The organism is Vibrio sp. 1CM8B, from assembly GCF_023161685.1.
Classification (GTDB): Bacteria; Pseudomonadota; Gammaproteobacteria; order Enterobacterales; family Vibrionaceae; genus Vibrio; species Vibrio coralliirubri.
This window is the reverse complement of record NZ_JALNTU010000007.1, coordinates 40,362-62,777: the sequence shown is the minus strand read 5'-3', so window position 1 is coordinate 62,777 and position 22,416 is coordinate 40,362. Positions and strand designations below refer to the sequence as shown.

Sequence of the window (22,416 nt, the reverse complement as noted above, 5' to 3'; positions counted from 1 at the left end):
CACAATTAGAATGACCAAATGTTAAGTGAATGTAAATAGTGCAACGGTTCACACTGTTGGTGCAACAAGATTTAGGTTTTTATATTGATAATCGACTAGATAAATATTCTGAATCAACATCACAATGGTGAAATATTAAACTTAAGAAATGTTTAAATTTGGTCAATAAATATTTTTATTACACTTCGATAGTTATGAATATGCTCCAAATTTGGTAGCATGGCTGAATAGTTATTGAAGTCGTCTCAAGGAAGAACATGCGTTATTTCCCAATGTTTTTGGATGTAGAAAATAAGCCAATCTTAGTGGTTGGTGGGGGTGAGGTTGCTTGCCGTAAAGTCGATAGCTTACTACGAGCAGGGGCGGATGTGACTTTGGTGTCTCCCAAGGTAGCGCCTTACTTAAAGCAGCTTGTCGACGAGAACAAACTCCACTGGGTTCAAAACTTTTATTCGTCACAGATCATATCGAAAAATTACTTACAGGTTTGGGCCACAACAGACAACCCAAGTTTAAATCACCAAGTGTATAATGATGCGAAAAAACTGGGTATTTTAGTCAATGTGGTTGATGATCTTCCTTACTGCGATTTCATCACACCTTCGATGATAAATCGCGGCAGAATCCAAATTGCCATCTCTAGTGGCGGGGCATCACCTGTTTTAGTAAGAAATATCAGAGAAAAACTCGAAACCGTATTGCCACAAAACATAGGTTTGATAGCAGACTTCGGTGCATCAAAACGCAATTCAATCAAAGAGTCATTCCCAACCGTCGACGAGCGTCGTAAGTTTTGGGAGCGATTCTTGTCATCTAGCTTTATTGAGCAGGTGACTGACAGAGAGCAGTTAGAGTCTTACTACCAGCAAGCGCTAACCGAAGGCATTGATAGCGAAGGGCAGGTCACTTGGATTGAATTCGAGCAAGATGTCGAGCTGCTGTCTATGAAGGCTTTACGTTTGATGCAGGAGGCAGAGCTCGTACTTTCACCGAGCGATTGTCCATTTGAATTTATCGACCTGTGCCGCCGAGATGCAGAAAGAGAGAGCTACGCCAACAGCGGAGAGCTATCAACAAAGCTTGAGCAAGCAAGAGCAGAGAAATTACGAGTATGTGTGTTTATTCCACCAACAAGCGTAGAGTTTAATCTGTTGGTCGGCAAAGATCTAAAATTGTCAGCAGCCCAAGTACTCAGTTGAGGTAGTTGCTTCTAGTTGAAATAAGAGCTTTCTGGTTGTTTTAAATCGGCTAGAGGCTCGGAATAAAACTAAAACTGGACCAGATAAATAAAAAGCCACTTCCCTTAAAGAAGTGGCTTTTTGCTATTTCAAACACGACATTGTGCTGATGAATGAGCAACCCAAATAGGCGGTCGCTCAAACTCAATAATTAGTCGCGGAAGTTGTCAAACTGGAAAGGTTGACCAAGTTCACCGCTGCGAACTAGAGCCATAACAGCTTGTAGGTCATCACGCTTCTTACCTGTTACACGAACTTTGTCGCCTTGGATAGAAGCTTGAACTTTAACTTTGTTGTCTTTGATTAGCTTAACGATCTTCTTAGCGACATCAGTTTCAATGCCTTGCTTAAAGATAACCGTTTGGTGCCAAGTGCGACCTGTTTGGTCTGCCGCTTTCGCTTCCATCGCGTTAGGATCAACATTACGCTTCGTTAGGTTGCTGCGAAGGATATCGCGCATTTGCTTCAGTTGAAAATCGTCTTGAGCAGTCAATTTTACTGATTCATCTTTGTAATCAAAGCTTGCGTCAACGCCGCGGAAATCGAAACGAGTCGATAGTTCACGGTTTGCGTTGTCTACTGCGTTACGCAGTTCTACTGCTTCTACTTCAGAGATAATGTCAAATGATGGCATTGTGTTGTTTCCTTAAGCTAAGTTTCTATCTTTAATTGCTGTTGCAAGCATGTCTAGCATTGTTGCTGTATCTTCCCAGCTTAGGCATGGGTCAGTAATCGACTTGCCATATTCTAGGTTGTTGATATCTGTCATTGGCTGGTTGCCTTCAATAATGAAGCTCTCTGCCATAATGCCTGCAATTTGGTTCTTGTTAGATTTAATTTGATCACAAATGTCTTGTGCAACTTCTAACTGCTTACGGTGCTGTTTCTGACAGTTAGCGTGGCTAAAGTCTACAACCAAACGTTGAGGCAGGTCGAATTCAGCCAGTTGCTTACATGCAGTATCTACAGATTCAGCGTCGAAGTTAGGGCCTTTATCACCACCACGTAGAATAACGTGACCGTATGGGTTGCCAGAAGTACGGTAAACCGTCATGCGGCCGTTCTTATCTGGAGAGTAGAAGTAGTGTGAAGCATGTGCTGCGCGAATTGCATCGATAGCAATCTTGATGTTGCCGTTGGTCGCGTTCTTGAAGCCAACTGGGCAAGACAGTGCAGAAGCCATTTCACGGTGAATCTGAGATTCAGTCGTACGAGCGCCAATCGCGCCCCAAGTGATAAGGTCCGCAATGTACTGACCTGTGATCATATCAAGGAATTCGGTCGCGGTAGCTAGGCCAAGCTTGTTGATATCTAGCAGAAGCTTACGAGCTTTGTTCAAGCCTGTTTCAAGTGCGTATGAACCATCGAGGTTAGGATCGGTAATCAAACCCTTCCAACCTACAACAGTACGAGGCTTCTCGAAGTAGGTTCTCATTACCACGAACAGTTCATCTTTGTACTGGTCTTGAATTTTGCTTAGGCGCTCAGCGTAATCAAGTGCCGCATCTGTATCGTGAACAGAGCAAGGGCCTACGATAACTAATAGGCGGTTATCACGACCAGTTAGGATGTCTTCGATTTGGCGGCGAGAATTTTTAATGCGCTCAGCAACGTCGTCAGTAATAGGGTGTGCATTGCCTAGTTCGGCAGGAGTTGGCATAGGACCCAGAGCTTGGGTTCTCAACTCATCAGTTTTTAATGGCATGTGATGGCTTTTTTTATTCTATTGCGAAGTGGTTAAGATAACGGAATTGAACAGAGGAATAAACTCTATTGAGTCAAAGTTATCTCAGTTATTGCTAATATTCTTATTTTTATCAGCAGGGCAGCGTCAAATAAGGGATTTTCACTTGTATTAACAGGCAGCTATCGGTATTTTCGTTTGAACACAACATAAAAATGCTGGAGCAGCAATGACTCAAGAAAATCAAAGCACTTTGCACCCAGAACTTGTCTTAGGTGATGTGCTGCCTTCTTATAACGATAATAATAATTCCAACCACTTATACGTTTCATTATCAGAATTAGTGATGGATCGTGTCTTCTACCACCCAAGTATCGAAAGTCACTTAGATACACTGACTGATATTGAAAAAACGTCTTTAGATGCGATCCTTGGCGATAAAACAGTCGATGAGCATTTTGTTTCGACCTTAGTGATTGCCATCCAAGCTTCCGTTCAACCAAATCACACTTTTGTTCGTATCGCATTAAGTAGTGCAGACAGCTATGGCTTCCGTTCGCTACTTGGCGGGAACTGTGAAGCTGAAGAGATTAACCCAGCACTAGGCGTTCGTGGCGTTGCTCGCTATGCAACACCAGAATACAGCAAGGCTTTCGCTTTAGAGTGTCAGGTCATTAAAACATTGCGTGAGCAGGGTATTAACGTTGAAGTGGTTGTGCCTTATGTACGAGCATTAAGCGATGCCGCTAAGATTATTGATTTGCTAGCCGAGCAAGGGCTACCACGTGGCCTTAATGGTTTGAAAGTACTGTTCTCGTGCGATGTGCCGTCTGCAGTGCTACTGAGCGAACGTTTACTGCATTACTTCGATGGTGTTGTTGTGAATGTAGATAGTTTAGCGTCTTTCACTTTAGGCGTAGATAAGCACAATGAAGCTCAGCAACACGCTTTTGATCCACAAAACGAGGCGGTTATTACTTTGTTGGATATGATTGTTAAAGCAACCCTGAACGCGAAGAAACCAGTGCTGCTAGTAACTCAAGGCTTAGTCGATTACCCACGCCTACAAGGTTACATAGCTGATCTTGAAGGCGTAGAAACGGTCGTGACTGCATAAATCGGTTTGTTGTCTTAGTAAATCAACTTGCTATATCCGTTTATTTGAAGCGCTAAAGCTTTGAGAATGAGAGATATCATTATGCGATGATATCTCTTTTTTGTAACATTTTTTTGACATCTCTATCGCTAATCGATTAACTGGTCTGATGACTTATTTGACTAGGTAATCCGAATGTTGACCCCTCTACAAAAAGCAAATTTCTACTTGAGCATGTTTGGTTTTTTCAAAGTGCCTCTGATCTGGTTATGCAGACCAAAATTGCTCGCACTGGATAACCAACATGTTGAGGTCAAAATTCCTCTTAAAAGGCGAACGAAGAACCACCTTAATAGCATGTATTTTGGTGTTTTGGCTGTGGGTGCTGATGTGGCGGGTGGCTTTCTTGCGATGAGCAAATCTCAGCAGCAAGGTGAAAAGATTTCGTTGGCGTTTAAAGAGGTGACGGGCAACTTCTTAAAGCGTCCAGAAGGCGATGTACACTTCACTTGTAACGATGGTGAGTTGATCAACACTATGCTGGAAGAAACTATGTCTACCGGGGAGCGTGTAAACCAACCTGTAACCATTATCGCGACTTGCCCATCTTTGCATGGCGACGAGCCGATGGCCGAGTTCACGCTAACGCTTTCGATCAAGAAAGTCCCGTCTAGGAAATAGCTCGAAGTAGATGGAAGCTTGAATAAGTGAATAAGTGAATAAGTGAATAAGTGAATAAGTGAATAAGTGAAAAGAGCGGTATGTGAATTGAACACCCACATACCGTGCTGCACACCATAGCAAAGCTAAGATTCTTGAGTGATTTGCTCGATGTCGACGATCTTTGAACGGTTCATTACGATTTTCCAACGGTAATAGGTCGGTTCGTTATCGTGATTGTTCTCTTTAATGATCAGGTTGAGCAAGTGGCGCTTTTCTACCGATTCACGGCTAACTTGCCCTTCATTCAATCGATACACCTTATTTGAGCCCTTATCCATCAATCGTGTCAGCGCTCGGAGGCTGATGGATAACGTTTCACGAGTCTCTTCATAACCACTCATGAACGTCGATGTCGACATCTCAGTGTGCGAACGGTAGTGCAGGATTTGCTCTTCACGTTGGACGACACGCTTCTTACGTATCGATTGAATACGGTCTGCTAACTTAGAGAAATTCGCATAGTCCAACCATTCCAGTTTATGGCCGACAGACTTATTGGTCGTTGGGTCATAGTAACGACGCTTCCATTTCGGTTTGCCTTTACGCAGCCAGCGCCAAAGAATATCTCTCAAATCATCTTTGAAGATCTCACGTAGAGCGTAGATGAAAGACATCGCCACAATGAAGGAGGCGGTAATCTCACCAAGAAAGTCACGAGCCAAGATCACAGTAGTGGTCACGACAACCATCACCAAACCCGTTGCAATACCTTTCACGGCGCGCTTAACGTTCTTACCCATCGATGTCGTCTTTTCTTTAAGCACGATAGGGTGCTCAATCAAACGACGCAGCAAACGCATCTTGTTACTCAAGCGAGTAACGTCTTCTCGAACTCTCGCTGAGTTGTAGCGGTTCAGTTTACGGTGTGCAGTCTCTTTATCACAAAGCGTTAAGAGTCGTTCTTTAATCGTTGAATACTCACTGCCACGTGGCATATGCGAAACCAGCGATAAGAACTTTTGCTCTGTGTACCATGAAAGGTAGTTATCAATATTTGCGTAGTAGCGTTTGAGGTTCTCTTCATAGGGAATACTACGACGAAGCTTTTTCAGAATATCTAACGCCAGTTCAATGACTTCATCTACTTCATCAGCCGTTACGTCGTCACTATCAGTTTTATTTAAGCTGCTGACTGCTTTATCTAAAGCAATAACATATTGGTAGGCAAACAGACTCAAACTGACACGATACTGTGTTGTAGATAAGCGTCCACGTTTTGCTAAGCGACTGTGTACCAAAGGTAAAAGTGTTTTGTCACTATAGTAGGCACGTTTTTGAGTGATCGAGCTGTAGAAAAAGGCACTTTCAGAAAGCACTTCAGGAGTCAGTCCAAGTTCACCGGGAATGAATAGATAAACGTCCATGTCGAGCTTTTTGGTCTTAGCCATGGCATGGTTAATTTTAAGTGTTATCGCATCTTGTTTATCAACGGTGATCAACGATGTCTCCTAGAATGTAAAAATATGAATGAAACTAGCGAAAGCATATCAGAGATCACGTATAATCTCCGCCAAATTTAAAGTAGAGACAATCTTGATGATTAATATTGGTCAAATAAACAACTTAGAAGTAGTAAAACAAGCAGACTTCGGTGTATTCCTTGACGCGAGCGACTATGGAACCGTGTTGCTGCCGAAACGATTTACTCCTGAAGGTGTGGAAATTGGTCAAAAGCTAGATGTTTTCTTATACATTGATTCTGACAACCAGATCGCTGCAACCACAGAAAAGCCGATCGCTCAAGTAGGCCAGTTTGGTTTGATGACGGTTGAAGGTGTTAACAGCACTGGTGCATTCATGAGCTGGGGCGTAAAAGGTAAAGACCTTCTTGTTCCTTTCAGCGAGCAGCGCGGCCGTTTAAACGAAGGCCAGTCAATCTTAGTATATGTGTATATCGATAAAGCATCGAGCCGTATCGTTGGTACAACGAAGTTCAATAAATGGTTAGACAACACGCCTGCGACTTATAAGCAAAATGAGCAAGTCGATCTCATTATCGCTGAGCGTAGCCAACTTGGTTACAAAGCGATCGTGAACGGTGAACACTGGGGTATGATTTTCCCATCTGACATCATCGGTAAGCTGTTCATTGGTAAAACACTAAAAGGCTATATTAAAAACGTTCGTGAAGAAGACGGTAAGATTGATCTGTCTCTTCAGAAAGTTGGTGTCGCTAAGATGGATGACCTAAGCACTAAGGTTCTTGACCTGCTTGAGAAGAAAGGCGGTTACCTGCCTTTGAATGATAAGTCTTCTCCTGATGCTATTTTCTCTGCATTCAGAACCAGCAAAGGTACGTTCAAGAAGACAATTGGTGGTTTGTACAAATCTGGCAAGATCACTATCGACAAAGAAGGTATCAGCTTAGTTAAATAAGCGGTCCTCTCGGTCAAAAAAAAGCCCAAACCTTCCTGTTTGGGCTTAGGGGAAAGGGCTCCGAAGAGCCTACGCTAATCGTTTTAATCTTTTGACTATTAGATTGAAGTCTAGTTTAGATTCCCTAAAGTGCGATTTTTCTTTTTGTAAATAGTGACTTGAATTGATATTTATGTAATTAGTTGTTGATTTACAAGCGCTCGCACACTGAGTTACATGGCCGATAGAATAGAAAAAGCCCAAACAATTAACGTTGTTTGGGCTTTTTGTTTATCTAGCTGTATACAGGGAGAAAGCTTTAGAATAGGTTCTTATCGCGCACTAACTCGCGTGGTAAACCGTTCTTCACTCGGTTGCCAACCCACTTACCAAGGCCGATGATTGCACCGTTGTACTTCACTAGTACTTCACCTTTGCCAGATAAGCCTTCAGGGCGAACATCGCGTCCCATGAACCATTCACGAGCATCTTCAATGCTTAGCTCGACAACATTAGCTTCATTACCTGTTGCAAGCGTTGTCGCTACTTGGTGCTGCCAGCGGTAACCTTTTTTATGGGTTTCGGCGATCTTGATTCCCATGCGAGAGAAACGGAATTCACCGATCATAGGCTCTAGCGCTTCTGGGAATAGCCAAACGTCTTTGTCACGAATCCAAACTTGAGTATCGCTTGGTAATTCGATATCGAGAGTACTCATCAGTTGTTCAGCGACTTCTTGCTGAGTTTTGTTTGAGGCTTTTTCAAATGGGAATTTACCCATACGCTTTTTAACTTCTAGTGGAGTCACAGATGCTAGCTTGCGAATACGAGCAACGAAGAAGCCTTCAGAGTCATAAACTTGTGGGAAGATGTGTAGAAAGCCTTCCTCTGTCGTGGTTGCTTTTGCATTGTCGAACAGTGATTCCAGAGATTCGAATTCAACCGCATCACCAAAGGTTTCTTTTAGGTGATGACACACTTGTTGGTTCTCTTCGGTGCTAAGCGTACACGTTGAGTAAACTAAAACACCATTAGGTTTGAGAGCATGGAATGCACTTTCAATCAGATCTTTTTGCGTGTCGGCAATATCGACCACAGATTGATACGTCCAGTTCTTCATCGCATCGGCGTCTTTACGAATGGTACCTTCGCCAGAGCAGGGTGCGTCTAGCAACACAGCATCAAACTGTTCTGGTAACCAACCACCGAAAACTCGACCGTCAAAGTTACTTAGAGCGGCATTACGAACACCACAACGTTCTATGTTAGCGTGAAGGACTTTTACACGGCTTGCTGCGTACTCATTGGCAACCAATACACCGCGATTATTCATTAGCGCAGCGATTTGCGTTGTTTTAGAACCGGGTGCAGCCGCAGTGTCTAACACCGCTTGGTAATCAGCTTCGCCTTGGAAAAGTGCCGAGGGGGGCATCATCGAGCTGGCTTCTTGGATGTAGAAAAGACCAGACATGTGTTCTGCCGTATTGCCTAGTGGCGCTTCACTTTCATCAGCTGTAATCCAAAAGCCCGTTTCACACCAAGGTACAGGCTCCAGTTCCCAGCCTTTCTCTTTTGCTCGTACTAGGAAGTCTTCAACACTGATTTTCAATGTATTGACTCGAATACTTTTACGAAGTGGTTTTTGGCATGACGCAACAAAAGAAGCCATATCTAGATGACTAGGCATGATTGCTTCGATGTGCGTTAGGAATTCTTCAGGAATATATACGTTAGCGTGCAAAAGAGTATCTCGATTTATTGCATTAATGCGGGGAGTTTAAAGCAAAATGAGGCCGTCCTAAACCATATTTGCAGCAAACAACAAAAATGCAGCCTAATGGCTGCATTTTGATGAAGAATTAATCTTCTTGAAACGTCAGGGGATTCTCTCTATGGGCGAGGAATTGCTGTTCTCCATGATTTCCACTCATCTTCGGCTTGAGGATAGAGATAGAAAGACTGATCTTCGCTTGCCACTGGTTGAAGTTCATTCGTCGGCGGCGTTGAGAATGTAATCCCACCTCTTAACAAGCTGTCTACCGTTCCGGCTTTGATGTTGGCGCCAGACAGACCGATAGAGACATCGACGCCCGACACGTTCCAGAACACAGTGTTTGCGCGGATTAGATACGCGTAGTCTGGTTCTATTTGAATCGTAGAGATGATGCGGTCAGCGAACTCGCCTAACTGAACATCGATAACACTGCCGATTTCTAGCTCACGGAATAGGATAGGCGTGCCTTCAGATACCGAGCCTCGCGTTTCGCTTTGTAGCTGGAATATCTTGCCTTCAGGCTGCACAGGTCCCTTACTAAGCTCAAATTTAGTGTTTCTTTCACCTTTACCCGGATCTACGTTAATGTGCTTAGAGAGCAGCGCAGAGACGTTTTTGATGCCGTTAAGGCCAATCTCAGGTTCTGCCAACCAGAAGTGACTGTTCGCCACGGCAATTTTGTCGACGTATTCAGGTAAAATACGTGCAGTGATTTCAATGCCGCCCTTGTTGAAGTTCGGAATCACCAAAGTAACCTCACCAACAGTGACACTTTGATATTTGATCGCCATGCCCTTGCTGATTTCTTGATCGCCAGAAGAGGTGATAGTAATTGCGCGACCAAATTTTCGAGCAGATTTCGAATCTTTATATAGCTTCCACACATCGCCGAGTTTGTTGTCGATTCCTGGCAGAGAGTCAAAAGCAATACCGCCTTGGATAAGGGTTTTAACTGGTGCCGCTTTAATGCTGATACCCGATAGCGATGCATCAACCTCAACGCCTGAACGGTTCCAGAAAACAGTGTGCTTATTGAGTAAGTGCGTGTAACGATTTTCGATTGTGACTTTGATTCTTACGCCACCGTCTGCAAGCTGAAAATCAGAAATACTACCCACTTGTAGGTTACGGTAGAGGAGTGGGCTACCTTTAGAGATTGAAGGTAACTCACTGGCAAACAAAGAAAGTGTCTTTGAACCAGACTGATTAAACTTAGCAATTTCTGCTAACGACTTACTTTGGAAAAGTTGGTAGTCCGTTCGAGCTTCAGATTTACCTTCACTCACAAAGCTAATCGAGCCAGTAAGGAGCTGTTTCGCTGGTGGGACCGTAACACTCAAGCCTGATTCGGTTAGCTCTGCGGTAGCACTGCCTGTCACAAAGAAACGGTTGTGGCTTTTGATAAGGTGCGCGTATTCATTATCGATAAGTGCATCCATGAAGACTTCGTGTTTATCAGAGCCCGTACCAACACCATCAACTAACCCTACATGGATGATAGAGCCAACGGCAATGCCTTTGTAGAGAAGTTGTGTACCGACATCTAACCCGAACGAATTGTTCGACGTTAAGCGAATCGCAACGGATTTCTCTTGTTCCTGACTGAATTCATTTTTGCGGATTGCAGTAAATCGACGCGCCTTTTCACCTTCACCCGGTACCAAGGTCAAAAAGTTACCTGTCACTAAATTGGCAATGTTTTTCATGCCAGTAAGCGACAGTTCAGCCTCTTCTAGAACGAATTTACTGCCGCTGTTTAAAAAGTCACTGAATGCCGGTTGGATAGCGGCAGATGCAACGACGTTTTCACGCCCTTCACTTAGCGATAAATCAGTGATTTGACCGATTTCAATGCCGCGATACATGATCGGAGCACCCGTTGCACTTATTTTATTATCATCGGGAACGGCGATCTTGATAGAGATACCACGACCCGCTGTTTTCAGATCTGGGTAGAGCTTGAACTTGGTGTTCATCTCAACCGGTTGGCCTTCTCCTGGAGAGTCGACCGCAATTGAACCGCCAAGCAATGCACTTAGGCTATCTAAGCGAACATCAACACCAGAAAAACCAATACTGGCACCTAAACCACTGACATTCCAAAAACGGCTTTGGTCTGTAATGATATGGCTGTACTCATCTTTAATTGACGCTTGAATCGTAACGGATTTCGCGTTGTCGTTTAACTGGTAGTTGTAAACCTCACCAATTGGGATTTTACGGTAAACGATTTGAGAACCCACAGACACACCGCCCAGATCTTTGGTCGTCAGTGAAATATTCAAACCTTCAGAAGCCAGTAAGTCAGAAGGGGATGATTCTAAGGCTTGGAAAACGGTTTCTGGGTCTTGTTTGGTTTCGCTCGGGTGGATAGCAATATAGTTACCTGAAACAAGTGCGTCTAATCCTGAAATACCCGACAAACTAGCTGTTGGTTTTACTAGCCAGAATCGAGTGCCTTTTGAGAGTAGCTTCTTCGCTTCTGGGTAGATGTCAGCATCGACATAGATGCTCGATAGATCTTTGGATAAAGTGATGTCGCGTACCATACCCACCTCTAAGCCTTGGTAACGAATCGTTGTTCGACCTGCGACTAAACCTGCGGCATCTGAGAAGTATATCTGAACACGCTGCCCAGCATCGTGTATCGATTTCATGACCAACCAACCGGCTAAGGTGACGGTTAATATCGGCAGAATCCACAAAGGAGAGATGCCTTTGTTTTTCCTTACTTCTGGTGAATATGACGTTTGTGATTGGTTATCGTTGTTCATTCACTGACTCATCTTTAGAGGTGTAGTTATCCCAAATTAGCCTAGGATCTAAGCTTTCCGCTGCTAGCATCGTGAGAACAACTACGACACCAAAAGCGACGGCACCATAACCTGGTGAAAAGTTTAAAATTTGTCCACGGTCGACCAAGGTCATCATGATCGAAATAACGAACAGATCCATTACCGACCATTTTCCCACCCATTTCACGATGAAATAGATGGTCATACGTTGCCTGTGGTATACGGTGCGCTTCATCTTGATACAGATTAAGATGTACGCGAGGCCCAGTATTTTCGCGACGGGCACGACGATACTGGCAATGAAAATGATCGCTGCGATGCCATACATATTGCTATTAATCAGCGAGGCGACACCTGAAATGATGGTGTCTTCCAGCCTTTGACCGTTGGTAATAAGGATAGAGATAGGAATAACGTTAGCGGGAACAATAGCCACGGTTGCGGCAAACAGCAGAGCCCAAGTCTTCTGTATAGAGTAGGGCTTGCGGTGATATAAGTCATGGTGACAACGCACACAAGTATGACCGTCAGGCTGAGATAGGTGACAGTTGTGACAGTGTACGTTCTTACTTTCAGCAAAAAAGTATTCAGATTCTTTTGCCCAAGCTTCCCAGTAGCGACGCACACTGATACGGCTTACCAGTAATACGCTGAATAGCTGCAGAAGAATCAGGCCAATCAAACCAGGGCCGACGAAAATGTCTGAGTAATCTTGCAGTTTGAAACATGAGACCGCCAAACTTACCAGAAACACATCCAACATCATCCAATGTTTGAGAGTCTGAATAATGGCTAATGCATAACGAAAGGGTGTGAAGATCTTAAAACGCAGTGAAGCATGAGTGATGAGTACCGAGGTGCACACCAGCAACGGAGCGATCGAACTGCAGAACAGGATCAGTAAACCAAGTAGAGGAAAGCCTTCGCCCATTAAGGTAAAAACACCCGATGGTAACGTCGCGGGTATCATGACACCAATCAGGCGAATACTGATGAATTCAAAAAAGTGCGATGGGATAAACAGCAATAAGCAGGTAATTGCAATTGCTAGGTTTCCAGAGAGGCTAGGGGTGCCGCCTCTATAAAGCTGAGTTCCGCATCTTGGGCAGTAAGCGGATTTCCCTAAAGGGATGTCCATTTTATCTACGGGAAGTTCGCAGCCCTGGCAAAGACGCACTGAGCTGCTGTCGCATTGGTGTTTTGTTGATAAAGGGTTGGTTACGGATGGGGAGGTCACGCGACCTCCCAAATTGAAACGTAAGTTAGGTGAGCAACCCGACTTAAAGACTCAGAGCCACAAACATCAGGCGTGCGATTGCACACTGCCGTAGAGTGTTTGATAGAGTCCTTGTTGTTCAACCAATTCACCATGTGTTCCCGTCTGTGTGACTTGTCCATCTTCTAAAACATAGATTAGATCGGCTTGTTTCACCGCTGATAATCGATGAGCCACTATCAAAGTTGTGCGATCTTTCAAAAACTCGCTCAACGCTTTATGCAGCGCTGACTCTGTTGCTGTATCGAGTGCAGATGTCGCTTCATCAAGAATAACAAACTTAGGATTGCTCAGCACCATACGAGCTATTGCTAAGCGTTGTCGTTGACCACCAGACAGTCGAACGCCGTTCCTACCAATTTGTGTATCTAAGCCATTACTAAGTTGCTTGATGACATCTTGCATTTGAGCGACTTCAAGCGCACGCCACAACGACATTTCATCGTATTCAGCACCAAGGGTCAGATTATGCCTTAATGTATCGTTAAAGAGTATAGGTTGTTGTAAAACCACGGCAATTTGATTGCGTATTACATCAAAGCTGATGTCATCGGTTGTTTCACCGTTATAGCGAATGCAACCCGAGTCTGCTTGGTAAACCCCAATCAGCAACTGGATTAAGGTAGATTTACCACCGCCACTTGCGCCCACCAAAGCGACTTTCTTACCTGCAGGGATGTGCAGCGATAGCCTATTTAAAACAGTGTTTTCCAATGTGTAAGAGAATGTAACGTCTTCGATGTCGACTTTCACTTCCTGATCTTCAGTGAATGGGTTCACTTTACTAATAGGGCGCTTCTCTTCTTCTAACTGAAGAAGATCGTTGATGCGTTGCAGTGCCGCTTTCGCGCTATACCAAGAGAATTGAATCCCTAGTAGCTCTTGAACTGGGCCTAACATGAACCACAAGTAGCCAAATACTGCGAAAATCTGACCAATGGTTAAGTCACTGAATAACACCATTAGCATAGCGACGGCACGGAAAAGCTCGAAACCTAATAAGAAGAGTAGAAACGAAACACGGCCAGCAGCTTCAGATTGCCAAGCATATTTGTCTGCATCGATTCTTACTTGGTTTGCTTGAACCTTAAGTTCATCGAGAAAAATGCGTTCTTTATTCGCCGCACGCAGTTGGTAAATGCCGTCTAAGGTTTCCACCAAACGGTTTTGAAAGCGCTCGAAAGATTGGTTTTCGTACTTCTTAAGGTGTTTGACCCTGCTGCCTAGTTTACGGGAGAAATAAATCACAACAGGATTGACCAGTAAAATAAACAATCCTAAACGCCACTCTAACCACAACAGCACGATCGCTGTCCCGAAAACGGTCAGGAAGCTGATGATAAATTTAGAAAGGGTCGAGCCAATGAACTTATCTATTGTCTCTATGTCTGTTATTAGGTGGGCGTTAATACCGCCACTGCCTTTGGTTTCGTATTGTCGAATACTGATGCGGCCAAGCTTATCTATCATCTTGCTGCGCATCTGATAGGTAATTGTTTTGGACACAAGCGTAAACTGACGCCCTTGCAGAATGTTCAGCGCTTGGCTAACGGAGCGCATGATAATCACTAACAACAAAGTTAGTGCTATATAGCCAGTCGGTGTTTGTAATGAAGATGGAAGTAGGTGGTTCATCATCTCTAAGCCTGAAGCGGGCTTATCAAGTAATACTTCATCAACCATTAATGGCATGAGCAACGGGATAGGGACACTAATGAGAGTTGCAAATATGGCAATAATGTTAGCAAACAGTAATTTGGACTTGTGTTTTTTTACTTGAGTTATTAACCAAGAACGGCTAATAGTGTCTTCTGAATTGTTCATTGTAATGAGAATAAGTCCTATTTAGTTTGATGGCCGCATTCTACTGCGTTCTCTTGATAATGGAAGTCTCAATTTAATTGGAAGTTAATATGAAAATAGAACATTACCAACGCTTAACCAAACAAGCCGTTGCATTAATTGAATCAGAAACCGATCTAACTGCTAATCTTGCTAATATCAGTTCATTATTATTCATGGAATTGGATGACTTGAGTTGGGCGGGTTTCTATTTAATGAAGCAGGATCAAGCTAAGGAAAAAGACGAACTTGTACTGGGTCCTTTCCAAGGTCAACCTGCTTGTGTGCGAATTCCGGTAGGGCGTGGTGTGTGTGGAACTGCGGTTGCGACGAATACAGTTCAGCGCATTCATGATGTTCATGAGTTCGAAGGTCACATCGCTTGTGACGCTGCAAGTAACTCAGAAATCGTTATTCCGTTCTCGATTGGTGGAAAAATAGCAGGCGTTCTTGATATCGATAGCCCAAATGTTGGTCGTTTTTCTCAAATTGACGAGGACGGATTAACATTTTTCATGGCAGAAGTGGAAAAGCTGCTTAATTCGCACGCGAACAAGGCATAAATTATTCTCTTACTGTGGTTTTTCCCAAGCATCTCTCTATAATACGTAAAAATATTTTCTTAATGCTCGCGGAAAACCGCAAAAACCAGGAACCCACATGGAAAACACTGAAAAGTTAAAAAACAGCAAAGAAGTTATCGCATATATTGCTGAATGTTTCCCTAAATGCTTTACTCTAGAAGGTGAAGCGAAGCCACTTAAAATTGGTATTTTTCAAGATCTTGCTGAACGTCTAAATGAAGACGAAAAAGTAAGTAAGACTCAGCTTCGTGCAGCGTTAAGACAGTACACATCATCATGGCGTTACCTGCACGGCGTAAAAGCTGGCGCAGAACGTGTTGACCTAGACGGCAACGCGTGTGGCACACTAGAAGAAGAGCACGTTGAACACGCAAAAGCTACACTTGCAGAAAGCAAAGCGAAAGTTCAGGCTCGTCGTAAAGAACAAGCACAAAAAGCTCGTGAAGAAGGCAAAGCAAAACCTAAGGCGAAGAAAGCTCAACAGCCTCGTCGTCAAGCGCCTAAAGCACCAAAAGTAGAAAAGCCTGTAGAAACACGCGCTTTGAACGCTGACGAATTCATCGCTGGCAAAGAAGTAAATGTGAACATGGGTAAAGGAAACATGGCTGCGACCATTGTTGAAATCAATAAGGAAGATGTGCGTGTTCAGTTAGCAAACGGCCTACAAATGGTTGTTAAAGCGGAGCACTTGCGCGCTTAAAGGAGATACTCCTACGCATGAAATGCCGTTCAAAATTGACACTGATTGCTGCTAGCTTTTGGCTAGCAGCTTCAGCTCAGGCTCTTGAAGCCAAATTAGATCAGGACGATTTACCTCTACTCGCTCCTGAGGTCCAACACGAAACTGCTAGTAAACGTGTTACTTCTCGATTTACTCGTTCTCACTATAAACACTTCAATCTCAACGATGATTTCTCTCAAGCTATCTTTAATCGTTACTTAGAGATGCTGGATTATAATCGTAATATCTTCACTCAAGCTGATATTGACTCTTTCGCTGCGTCATCTACACAAATTGATGATCAACTGAAAGCAGGCAATAACCAGATTGCATTCGATGTTTATAATTTGTCTATGCAGAAGCGTTTTGAACGTTTTCAATATGCATTGTCTTTGCTAGATACAGAGATTAAGTTTGATACTGATGAAAGTATTGAGCTCAATCGTAGTGAAGCTGAATGGCCAAAAGATATCGCTGAAGTGAATGAGCTTTGGAGAAAACGCGTTAAATACGATGCGTTGAATCTAAAACTTACTGGCAAAGAGTGGCCAGAGATTCAAGAAGTTTTGGAAAAGCGTTACAACAATGCGATGAAGCGTATTACGCAATCGCACAACGAAGATGCTTTCCAAATCTACATGAACGCATTCGCGCGTGAAGTTGATCCGCACACCAGTTACCTTTCTCCAAGAAATGCAGAACAATTCCAATCTGAGATGAATCTATCTCTAGAAGGTATTGGTGCTGTACTTCAGATGACAGACGACTACACCGTTATTCGATCTTTAGTTGCTGGTGGCCCCGCGTCAAATAGCAAGCAATTGAGCGATGGCGACCGTATTGTTGGCGTTGGTCAAGATGGCGAAGAGATTGTTGATGTTATCGGCTGGCGTTTAGACGATGTAGTGCAATTAATTAAAGGACCGAAAGGGACTAAAGTTAAGCTACAGATCTTGCCAGACGGTAAAGATGCAAAAAGTCACGTTGTCACAATTGTACGCGATAAGATTCGTTTAGAAGACCGCGCTGTTAAATCAGAAGTTATCGAGAAAGATGGCAAGAAGATTGGTGTACTTGAAGTACCTAGTTTCTATGTTGGTCTTTCTAAAGATACCGACAAACTGATCACCGAGCTTAAAGAGCAAGGTGTTGAAGGTATTATTGTTGATCTGCGAAACAATGGCGGTGGTGCACTAACGGAAGCAACCGAACTCTCTGGTTTGTTTATCAAAGAGGGGCCTGTTGTTCAGGTTCGTGATAGCTACGGTCGTGTCAAAGTGAACAGCGATACTGATGGTGAAATCAGTTACCAAGGTCCGTTAACGGTATTGGTGAATCGCTACAGTGCTTCGGCATCTGAAATCTTTGCAGCAGCGATGCAGGATTACGGTCGTGCAATCATCCTAGGTGAAAACTCTTTCGGTAAAGGTACGGTACAACAACATCGTTCTTTGAATCATATTTATGATTTGTTCGACAAAGAGTTGGGCTACGTTCAATACACAATCCAGAAATTCTACCGAATCAATGGTGGTAGTACGCAAAACAAAGGTGTAGTGCCTGATATTGCTTACCCAACGCCAATTGACCCAGCAGATACTGGTGAAAGTGTTGAAGACAATGCTCTACCTTGGGACAGCATTGATAAAGCAAATTACTCAGTGTTACAGCGTAACGATGAGCAAATTGCTGCTTTAACAGCTCAACACCAAGCTCGTATTGCGACAGATATGGAATTTGGCTTTATCGCGCAAGATATTGAAAAATATAAGGCAGATAAAGACGATAACGACCTTTCTTTGAATGAAAAGGTACGTCAGCAAGAGAGCGATGATGCGGATGCGCTTCGTCTAGATCGTATTAATCAACGTCAAAAAGCCGCTAAGTTAGAGGCGTTTAAAACGTTGGATGATATTCCTAAAGACTATGAAGCCCCGGATGCTTATCTTGATGAGTCTGTTGCCATCATGCTTGATATGATCAAGAAATAGAGCAAACGCCTGATAAAAGGTGATTGTTTAAAGATACACGCTTAAAAAGCGAGCCTAGGCTCGCTTTTTTTGTGTCTATGATTTGACAGGAATATCTGATTGTAACCGTTGAGATTGTCGCCAAGAACACTCAATATTCAGGGGGATTTAGCTCTGTTTTGCGTTGGATAATGACACTTAAGTTACTTCGCACTTAAAATTTAGTGACTTGGATCATATTTTTTCGCTTTCTAATCATTACGTGCCTAAGCTTAAAGAAAATGAGGGGGCGCGTATGAAATGGATTCTACTAATTTTATCTTGTTTAAGTTTTGTTGCTTTTGGGAGCGAGGTCGCTTCGAGCAACCAACAATCAAAAAGTGATAGTAATCTATCTCATTTTGACCTTCCTCTGCTGCTTGGTGATTGGTATTTGATGAATCCAGATCCTGAGCAAGGTACTGAAAACTTTAGAGCAATCAAACTCACTCTCGATTCAAATTACTCATTCACTATCGATATCCAAAAGAAAGACTACAGTGTGGATCATTGGGAAGGTTTGTATAACGCCAATGAAGACACCATTATTTTAGGTTTGAATACTTCTGAGCCTCAGGTTTACGCGTACAGCAGTAACCATAATATGCTGAATCTTAACGGTGTTATGTTCACCAAAGCCTTGCCCAACGCCCTGGCTGGAATATGGTCAAGCGCCGAACTGTCTGGAAGCGACTTACGAGCCAGCAACATTCAAAAAATGGATTTAGTGCTTCAACCTGATTTTATCTTCATGTTCCGAGTGTCCGATGAAGAAGGGGGTGAAGTCATTCGTCGTGGTGTGTATTACACCGAGGGCGACCAATTAGTACTGCTTTATGAGAACGGTGAGCACGGCACTCGTTACACATTGAATAGTGATGTTTTGACGCTTCAAGGTGAAGAGGGAGACATGTTCGCGGTGCTTAATCGCATACGTTAACTACGAGTTTTAGCCATAAAATCGGTTCGTTGAAAATATGGCACACAGTTCATTTCTTAGCCGTTCCTTTCTGATTTGATTGATAAAATAGCAAAACATGGAGGCATTTTCCTACAATGCCTCCTTTTTTTAATATTCCCCTTGTGTTCTTGGCGCTCAACCTTTAGATATATACAGTTAACAAATAATTACGTATAACGATCAAAAGGAACCCGTCATGGCACATACACCTCAAGCCAAGTATCGTAAAGATTATCAATCACCATCTCACACTATTTCTGAAATCGATCTTACTTTCGATTTGTACGATTCAGCATCCATCGTTACGGCGGTGTCTAGTGTTAAGCAAGAGAAAGATAGCTCGACCTTAGTACTTGATGGTGAAGGCTTGAAGTTGGTTTCTGTCTTGGTAGAAGGTAAAGAGTGGACTCAGTATGAGCAGTCTGAAACTCAACTGACGCTGAACGATTTACCAAAAGAATTCACATTAACGATCGTGACTGAAGTCGATCCTGAAGGGAACAGTGCACTTGAAGGTCTGTACAAATCGGGTGGTGCTTTCTGTACTCAATGTGAAGCGGAAGGTTTCCGTCGTATCACTTACTACATGGATCGCCCAGATGTCTTGGCAAAATTCACCACCACGGTTATCGCGGACAAAGCAGAAAATCCATTCTTATTAAGTAATGGTAACCGTGTTGATGAAGGTGAAGCTGAAAATGGACGTCACTGGGTGAAGTGGCAAGACCCACATCCAAAACCAGCATACCTATTTGCTTTGGTTGCGGGTGACTTTGACGTACTTCGTGATGCTTACACCACGCAATCGGGTCGCAAAGTTGACCTAGAAATCTTTGTCGACAAAGGTAACCTAGACAGAGCTAGCCACGCGATGGTTTCTTTGATTAACTCAATGAAGTGGGATGAAGAGCGTTTCAACTTAGAGTACGACTTAGACATCTACATGATCGTCGCCGTTGATTTCTTCAACATGGGTGCGATGGAAAACAAAGGCCTGAACGTATTCAACTCTAAGTTTGTTCTCGCGAACGACCAAACTGCAACGGATACAGATTACCTAGGTATCGAAGCGGTAATCGGTCACGAATATTTCCATAACTGGACCGGTAACCGAGTGACTTGTCGTGATTGGTTTCAACTAAGCTTGAAAGAAGGCTTAACCGTATTCCGTGACCAAGAGTTCTCATCTGATCTTGGCTCTCGCGCAGTAAACCGCATCAACAATGTTCGTATTATTCGCGGGCCGCAATTCGCTGAAGACGCAAGTCCAATGTCTCACCCAATTCGTCCAGAAAAAGTGATAGAAATGAATAACTTCTACACATTGACTGTGTACGAAAAGGGCAGTGAAGTGATCCGAATGATCCACACATTGTTGGGTGAAGACGGTTTCCAAAAAGGAATGAAGCTTTACTTTGAACGTCACGATGGTACGGCTGCAACATGTGAAGACTTCGTCGCGGCAATGGAACATGCGTCGGGCGTCGACCTATCTCAGTTCCGCTTATGGTACAGCCAGTCTGGCACACCGACGCTGTCTGTTAAAAGCCACTACGACGCAGAGAAGAAACAATACACATTAACAACTCGCCAAGTAACAGCGCCAACTCATGAGCAAACGGAAAAGCAGGCTCTGCATATTCCTCTTGATATCGAGTTATACACGGCTGCGGGTGAAGTTGTTGAGTTACAATGTAACGGTAAGCCAGTTCATAATGTATTAGATGTGAAAGAAGCAGAGCAAACGTTGGTGTTTGAAAACGTTTCTGAGCAACCGATCCCATCATTACTTCGTGAATTTTCTGCGCCAGTGAAATTGGAATACGACTATTCAGATGAAGAACTGATCTTCTTGATGGTGAATGCTCGCAATGAATTCTCTCGTTGGGACGCGGGTCAAATGCTATTAGCGAAGTACATCCGCAGTAACGTTGAGAAAGTTCAACAGGGTCAAGCGTTTGAGCTTTGTGATTCTGTTGTTGATGCATTCCGTGGCGTACTGCTGAGCGATTCGCTGGAGCCTGCGTTTATTGCAGAAATGCTTTCACTACCAAGCCACAATGAAGTATCGGGTTGGTACGAGCGTGTTGATATTGATGCGGTCGCATCGGTTCTTAACTCAATGAAAGTAACGTTAGCTGCAGAACTTGAAGACGAGTTAGCGGCGGTTTACCACAGCCACGCGCTAACGGAATACACGATCGATCACGATTCGATTGGTAAGCGTACTCTACGTAAAGTTTGCCTAAGTTACTTAGCTCATACTGAGCAGGGTAATGGCTTGGTTGTTGCGATGTACCAGCAAGCAAATAACATGACAGATACCATGGCAGCAATGGGTGCGGCAAACAGTGCACAACTACCATGTCGTGAAACCTTGATGGCGGATTACAGTGACAAGTGGAAACACGATGGTCTTGTTATGGATAAGTGGTTTGCATTGCAAGGTACAAACCCAAGTTCAAACGCCCTTGAAGTGATCAAAGCGTCGATGTCGCACCAAGCGTTCAGTTTGAAGAACCCGAACCGTACCCGTAACTTGGTCGGTTCATTCTTAAACATGAACCCGGTTCAATTCCATGACAAGTCTGGTCAAGGCTATGCATTTGCTGGTGAGATCTTACGTGAGCTAAACAGTAGTAACCCGCAAGTGGCTTCACGTTTGATTGACCCACTACTTAAGTTCCGTAAGTACGATGATGAACGCCAAGCTCTTATCAAACAGGAACTAGAGACGTTAAAGAACATGGACAACCTAGCAAAAGACTTGTTTGAGAAAGTAACGAAAGCACTAGAAGCTTAAGTTAAACGCTCAATAAGATAAGCTGTTTGCTACAACGAAAGGTCATCAGTGGTAGAGAATATCTGCCACTGATTTTTTGTTTCTGGTTCATCGAATTTTCGATAAGCTAGAGAAGTTTTTAAGCTCAGTTTCACCGTCAGACATCGTTAAGTGCCAAAAAACACCGGCACTGTATATTTATACAGGTATCGTATGAATCGCTATATTTTCCAACTAAACATCTCATATCAGCAGTTTTTGGCCAGCTATTCTGGTGCGGCAAGTAAAGTTCAAGTGATAACAACAACAGGTTTACGCTTACAGTTACCTGCAACTCGGTTCAGACCATTTCTTACACAAATAGGGGTTAGAGGGCAGTTTAGGCTGACAACTGACCAAAAAAATAAGTTTATTAAGTTAGAAGCTCTGTAAACCTTGGCGTGCCTAGTGAGTTAAAAGGAATCTTAATCACATAATCAAACATTTCACCTCTTACCACCTCCAAAACAATTAACTATTTTTCAATAATGCTTTTACAATAAATGAATGCATTACCTTTGCTTAACTCGTTAGTAG

The 22,416-nt window shown here is 43.4% G+C and carries 17 protein-coding genes; 10 read left to right on the top strand and 7 right to left on the bottom strand.

Annotated elements, in window-relative coordinates; translation table 11 throughout:
* Positions 1 to 257 precede the first annotated feature (257 nt).
* Positions 258 to 1,199 (top strand): bifunctional precorrin-2 dehydrogenase/sirohydrochlorin ferrochelatase, encoded by a 942-nt coding sequence (locus MSG36_RS15160; RefSeq protein WP_248368592.1) that lies wholly within the window; start codon positions 258 to 260, stop codon positions 1,197 to 1,199.
* Between the two features lie 190 nt (positions 1,200 to 1,389).
* Here the strand turns inward: MSG36_RS15160 and MSG36_RS15155 are convergent, their stop codons facing one another.
* Positions 1,390 to 1,872, bottom strand: coding sequence for a YajQ family cyclic di-GMP-binding protein (locus MSG36_RS15155; protein ID WP_017059699.1), 483 nt, complete (start codon positions 1,870 to 1,872; stop codon positions 1,390 to 1,392).
* 12 nt (positions 1,873 to 1,884) lie between these two features.
* The gene (locus MSG36_RS15150) at positions 1,885 to 2,943 is read right to left on the bottom strand and encodes a 3-deoxy-7-phosphoheptulonate synthase (protein ID WP_248368590.1); all 1,059 of its coding nucleotides are present in this window, start codon (positions 2,941 to 2,943) and stop codon (positions 1,885 to 1,887) included.
* Between the two features lie 208 nt (positions 2,944 to 3,151).
* Here MSG36_RS15150 and MSG36_RS15145 point away from each other — a divergent pair, with 208 nt between their 5' ends.
* On the top strand, positions 3,152 to 4,039 hold the full coding sequence (locus MSG36_RS15145; RefSeq protein ID WP_248368588.1) for a putative PEP-binding protein: 888 nt from the start codon (positions 3,152 to 3,154) through the stop codon (positions 4,037 to 4,039).
* Between the two features lie 174 nt (positions 4,040 to 4,213).
* Positions 4,214 to 4,699, top strand: coding sequence for a DUF4442 domain-containing protein (locus tag MSG36_RS15140; RefSeq protein ID WP_048612140.1), 486 nt, complete (start codon positions 4,214 to 4,216; stop codon positions 4,697 to 4,699).
* 125 nt (positions 4,700 to 4,824) lie between these two features.
* Here MSG36_RS15140 and MSG36_RS15135 read toward each other — a convergent pair whose 3' ends face one another.
* Complete coding sequence (locus tag MSG36_RS15135) at positions 4,825 to 6,180, bottom strand: hypothetical protein (protein WP_048610915.1); 1,356 nt, start codon at positions 6,178 to 6,180, stop codon at positions 4,825 to 4,827.
* 28 nt (positions 6,181 to 6,208) lie between these two features.
* On the opposite strand from MSG36_RS15135, the gene MSG36_RS15130 reads away from it, so the two are divergent.
* Positions 6,209 to 7,117: a S1-like domain-containing RNA-binding protein gene (locus MSG36_RS15130; RefSeq protein ID WP_197275897.1), complete on the top strand. Its 909-nt coding sequence runs from the start codon at positions 6,209 to 6,211 to the stop codon at positions 7,115 to 7,117.
* A 298-nt stretch (positions 7,118 to 7,415) separates the two neighbouring features.
* Here the strand turns inward: MSG36_RS15130 and rsmF are convergent, their stop codons facing one another.
* The 4 genes from rsmF to MSG36_RS15110 all read right to left on the bottom strand — a co-directional run bounded on the left by rsmF (position 7,416) and on the right by MSG36_RS15110 (position 14,765).
* Positions 7,416 to 8,837 carry a 16S rRNA (cytosine(1407)-C(5))-methyltransferase RsmF gene (gene rsmF / locus MSG36_RS15125; protein ID WP_248368585.1) on the bottom strand — a complete coding sequence of 474 codons (1,422 nt, stop codon included), beginning with the start codon at positions 8,835 to 8,837 and terminating at the stop codon, positions 7,416 to 7,418.
* 149 nt (positions 8,838 to 8,986) lie between these two features.
* Positions 8,987 to 11,644 carry an MlaD family protein gene (locus tag MSG36_RS15120; RefSeq protein WP_248368582.1) on the bottom strand — a complete coding sequence of 886 codons (2,658 nt, stop codon included), beginning with the start codon at positions 11,642 to 11,644 and terminating at the stop codon, positions 8,987 to 8,989.
* Entirely contained in the window at positions 11,631 to 12,914 is a 1,284-nt protein-coding gene (locus MSG36_RS15115; protein ID WP_248368579.1) for a paraquat-inducible protein A, read from the bottom strand. Before MSG36_RS15115 ends, MSG36_RS15120 begins: the two co-directional genes overlap by 14 nt.
* 54 nt (positions 12,915 to 12,968) lie before the next feature.
* Positions 12,969 to 14,765 (bottom strand): ABC transporter ATP-binding protein, encoded by a 1,797-nt coding sequence (locus MSG36_RS15110; protein WP_248368577.1) that lies wholly within the window; start codon positions 14,763 to 14,765, stop codon positions 12,969 to 12,971.
* Between the two features lie 89 nt (positions 14,766 to 14,854).
* Here MSG36_RS15110 and MSG36_RS15105 point away from each other — a divergent pair, with 89 nt between their 5' ends.
* The 6 genes from MSG36_RS15105 (at position 14,855) to MSG36_RS15080 (ending at position 22,272) form a co-directional block, all read left to right on the top strand.
* Entirely contained in the window at positions 14,855 to 15,346 is a 492-nt protein-coding gene (locus MSG36_RS15105) for a GAF domain-containing protein (protein ID WP_248368575.1), read from the top strand.
* Between the two features lie 97 nt (positions 15,347 to 15,443).
* Positions 15,444 to 16,067 carry an RNA chaperone ProQ gene (proQ, locus tag MSG36_RS15100; RefSeq protein WP_017057223.1) on the top strand — a complete coding sequence of 208 codons (624 nt, stop codon included), beginning with the start codon at positions 15,444 to 15,446 and terminating at the stop codon, positions 16,065 to 16,067.
* A gap of 17 nt (positions 16,068 to 16,084) precedes the next feature.
* Positions 16,085 to 18,079, top strand: a complete 1,995-nt coding sequence (gene prc / locus MSG36_RS15095) for a carboxy terminal-processing peptidase (RefSeq protein ID WP_048612134.1) — start codon at positions 16,085 to 16,087, stop codon at positions 18,077 to 18,079.
* Between the two features lie 274 nt (positions 18,080 to 18,353).
* Complete coding sequence (locus tag MSG36_RS15090) at positions 18,354 to 19,037, top strand: hypothetical protein (RefSeq protein WP_086969803.1); 684 nt, start codon at positions 18,354 to 18,356, stop codon at positions 19,035 to 19,037.
* 217 nt (positions 19,038 to 19,254) lie between these two features.
* Entirely contained in the window at positions 19,255 to 21,861 is a 2,607-nt protein-coding gene (pepN, locus tag MSG36_RS15085) for an aminopeptidase N (protein WP_248368573.1), read from the top strand.
* A 192-nt stretch (positions 21,862 to 22,053) separates the two neighbouring features.
* The gene (locus tag MSG36_RS15080; RefSeq protein ID WP_004733645.1) at positions 22,054 to 22,272 is read left to right on the top strand and encodes a DUF2835 domain-containing protein; all 219 of its coding nucleotides are present in this window, start codon (positions 22,054 to 22,056) and stop codon (positions 22,270 to 22,272) included.
* The last annotated feature ends 144 nt before the right edge of the window (positions 22,273 to 22,416 follow it).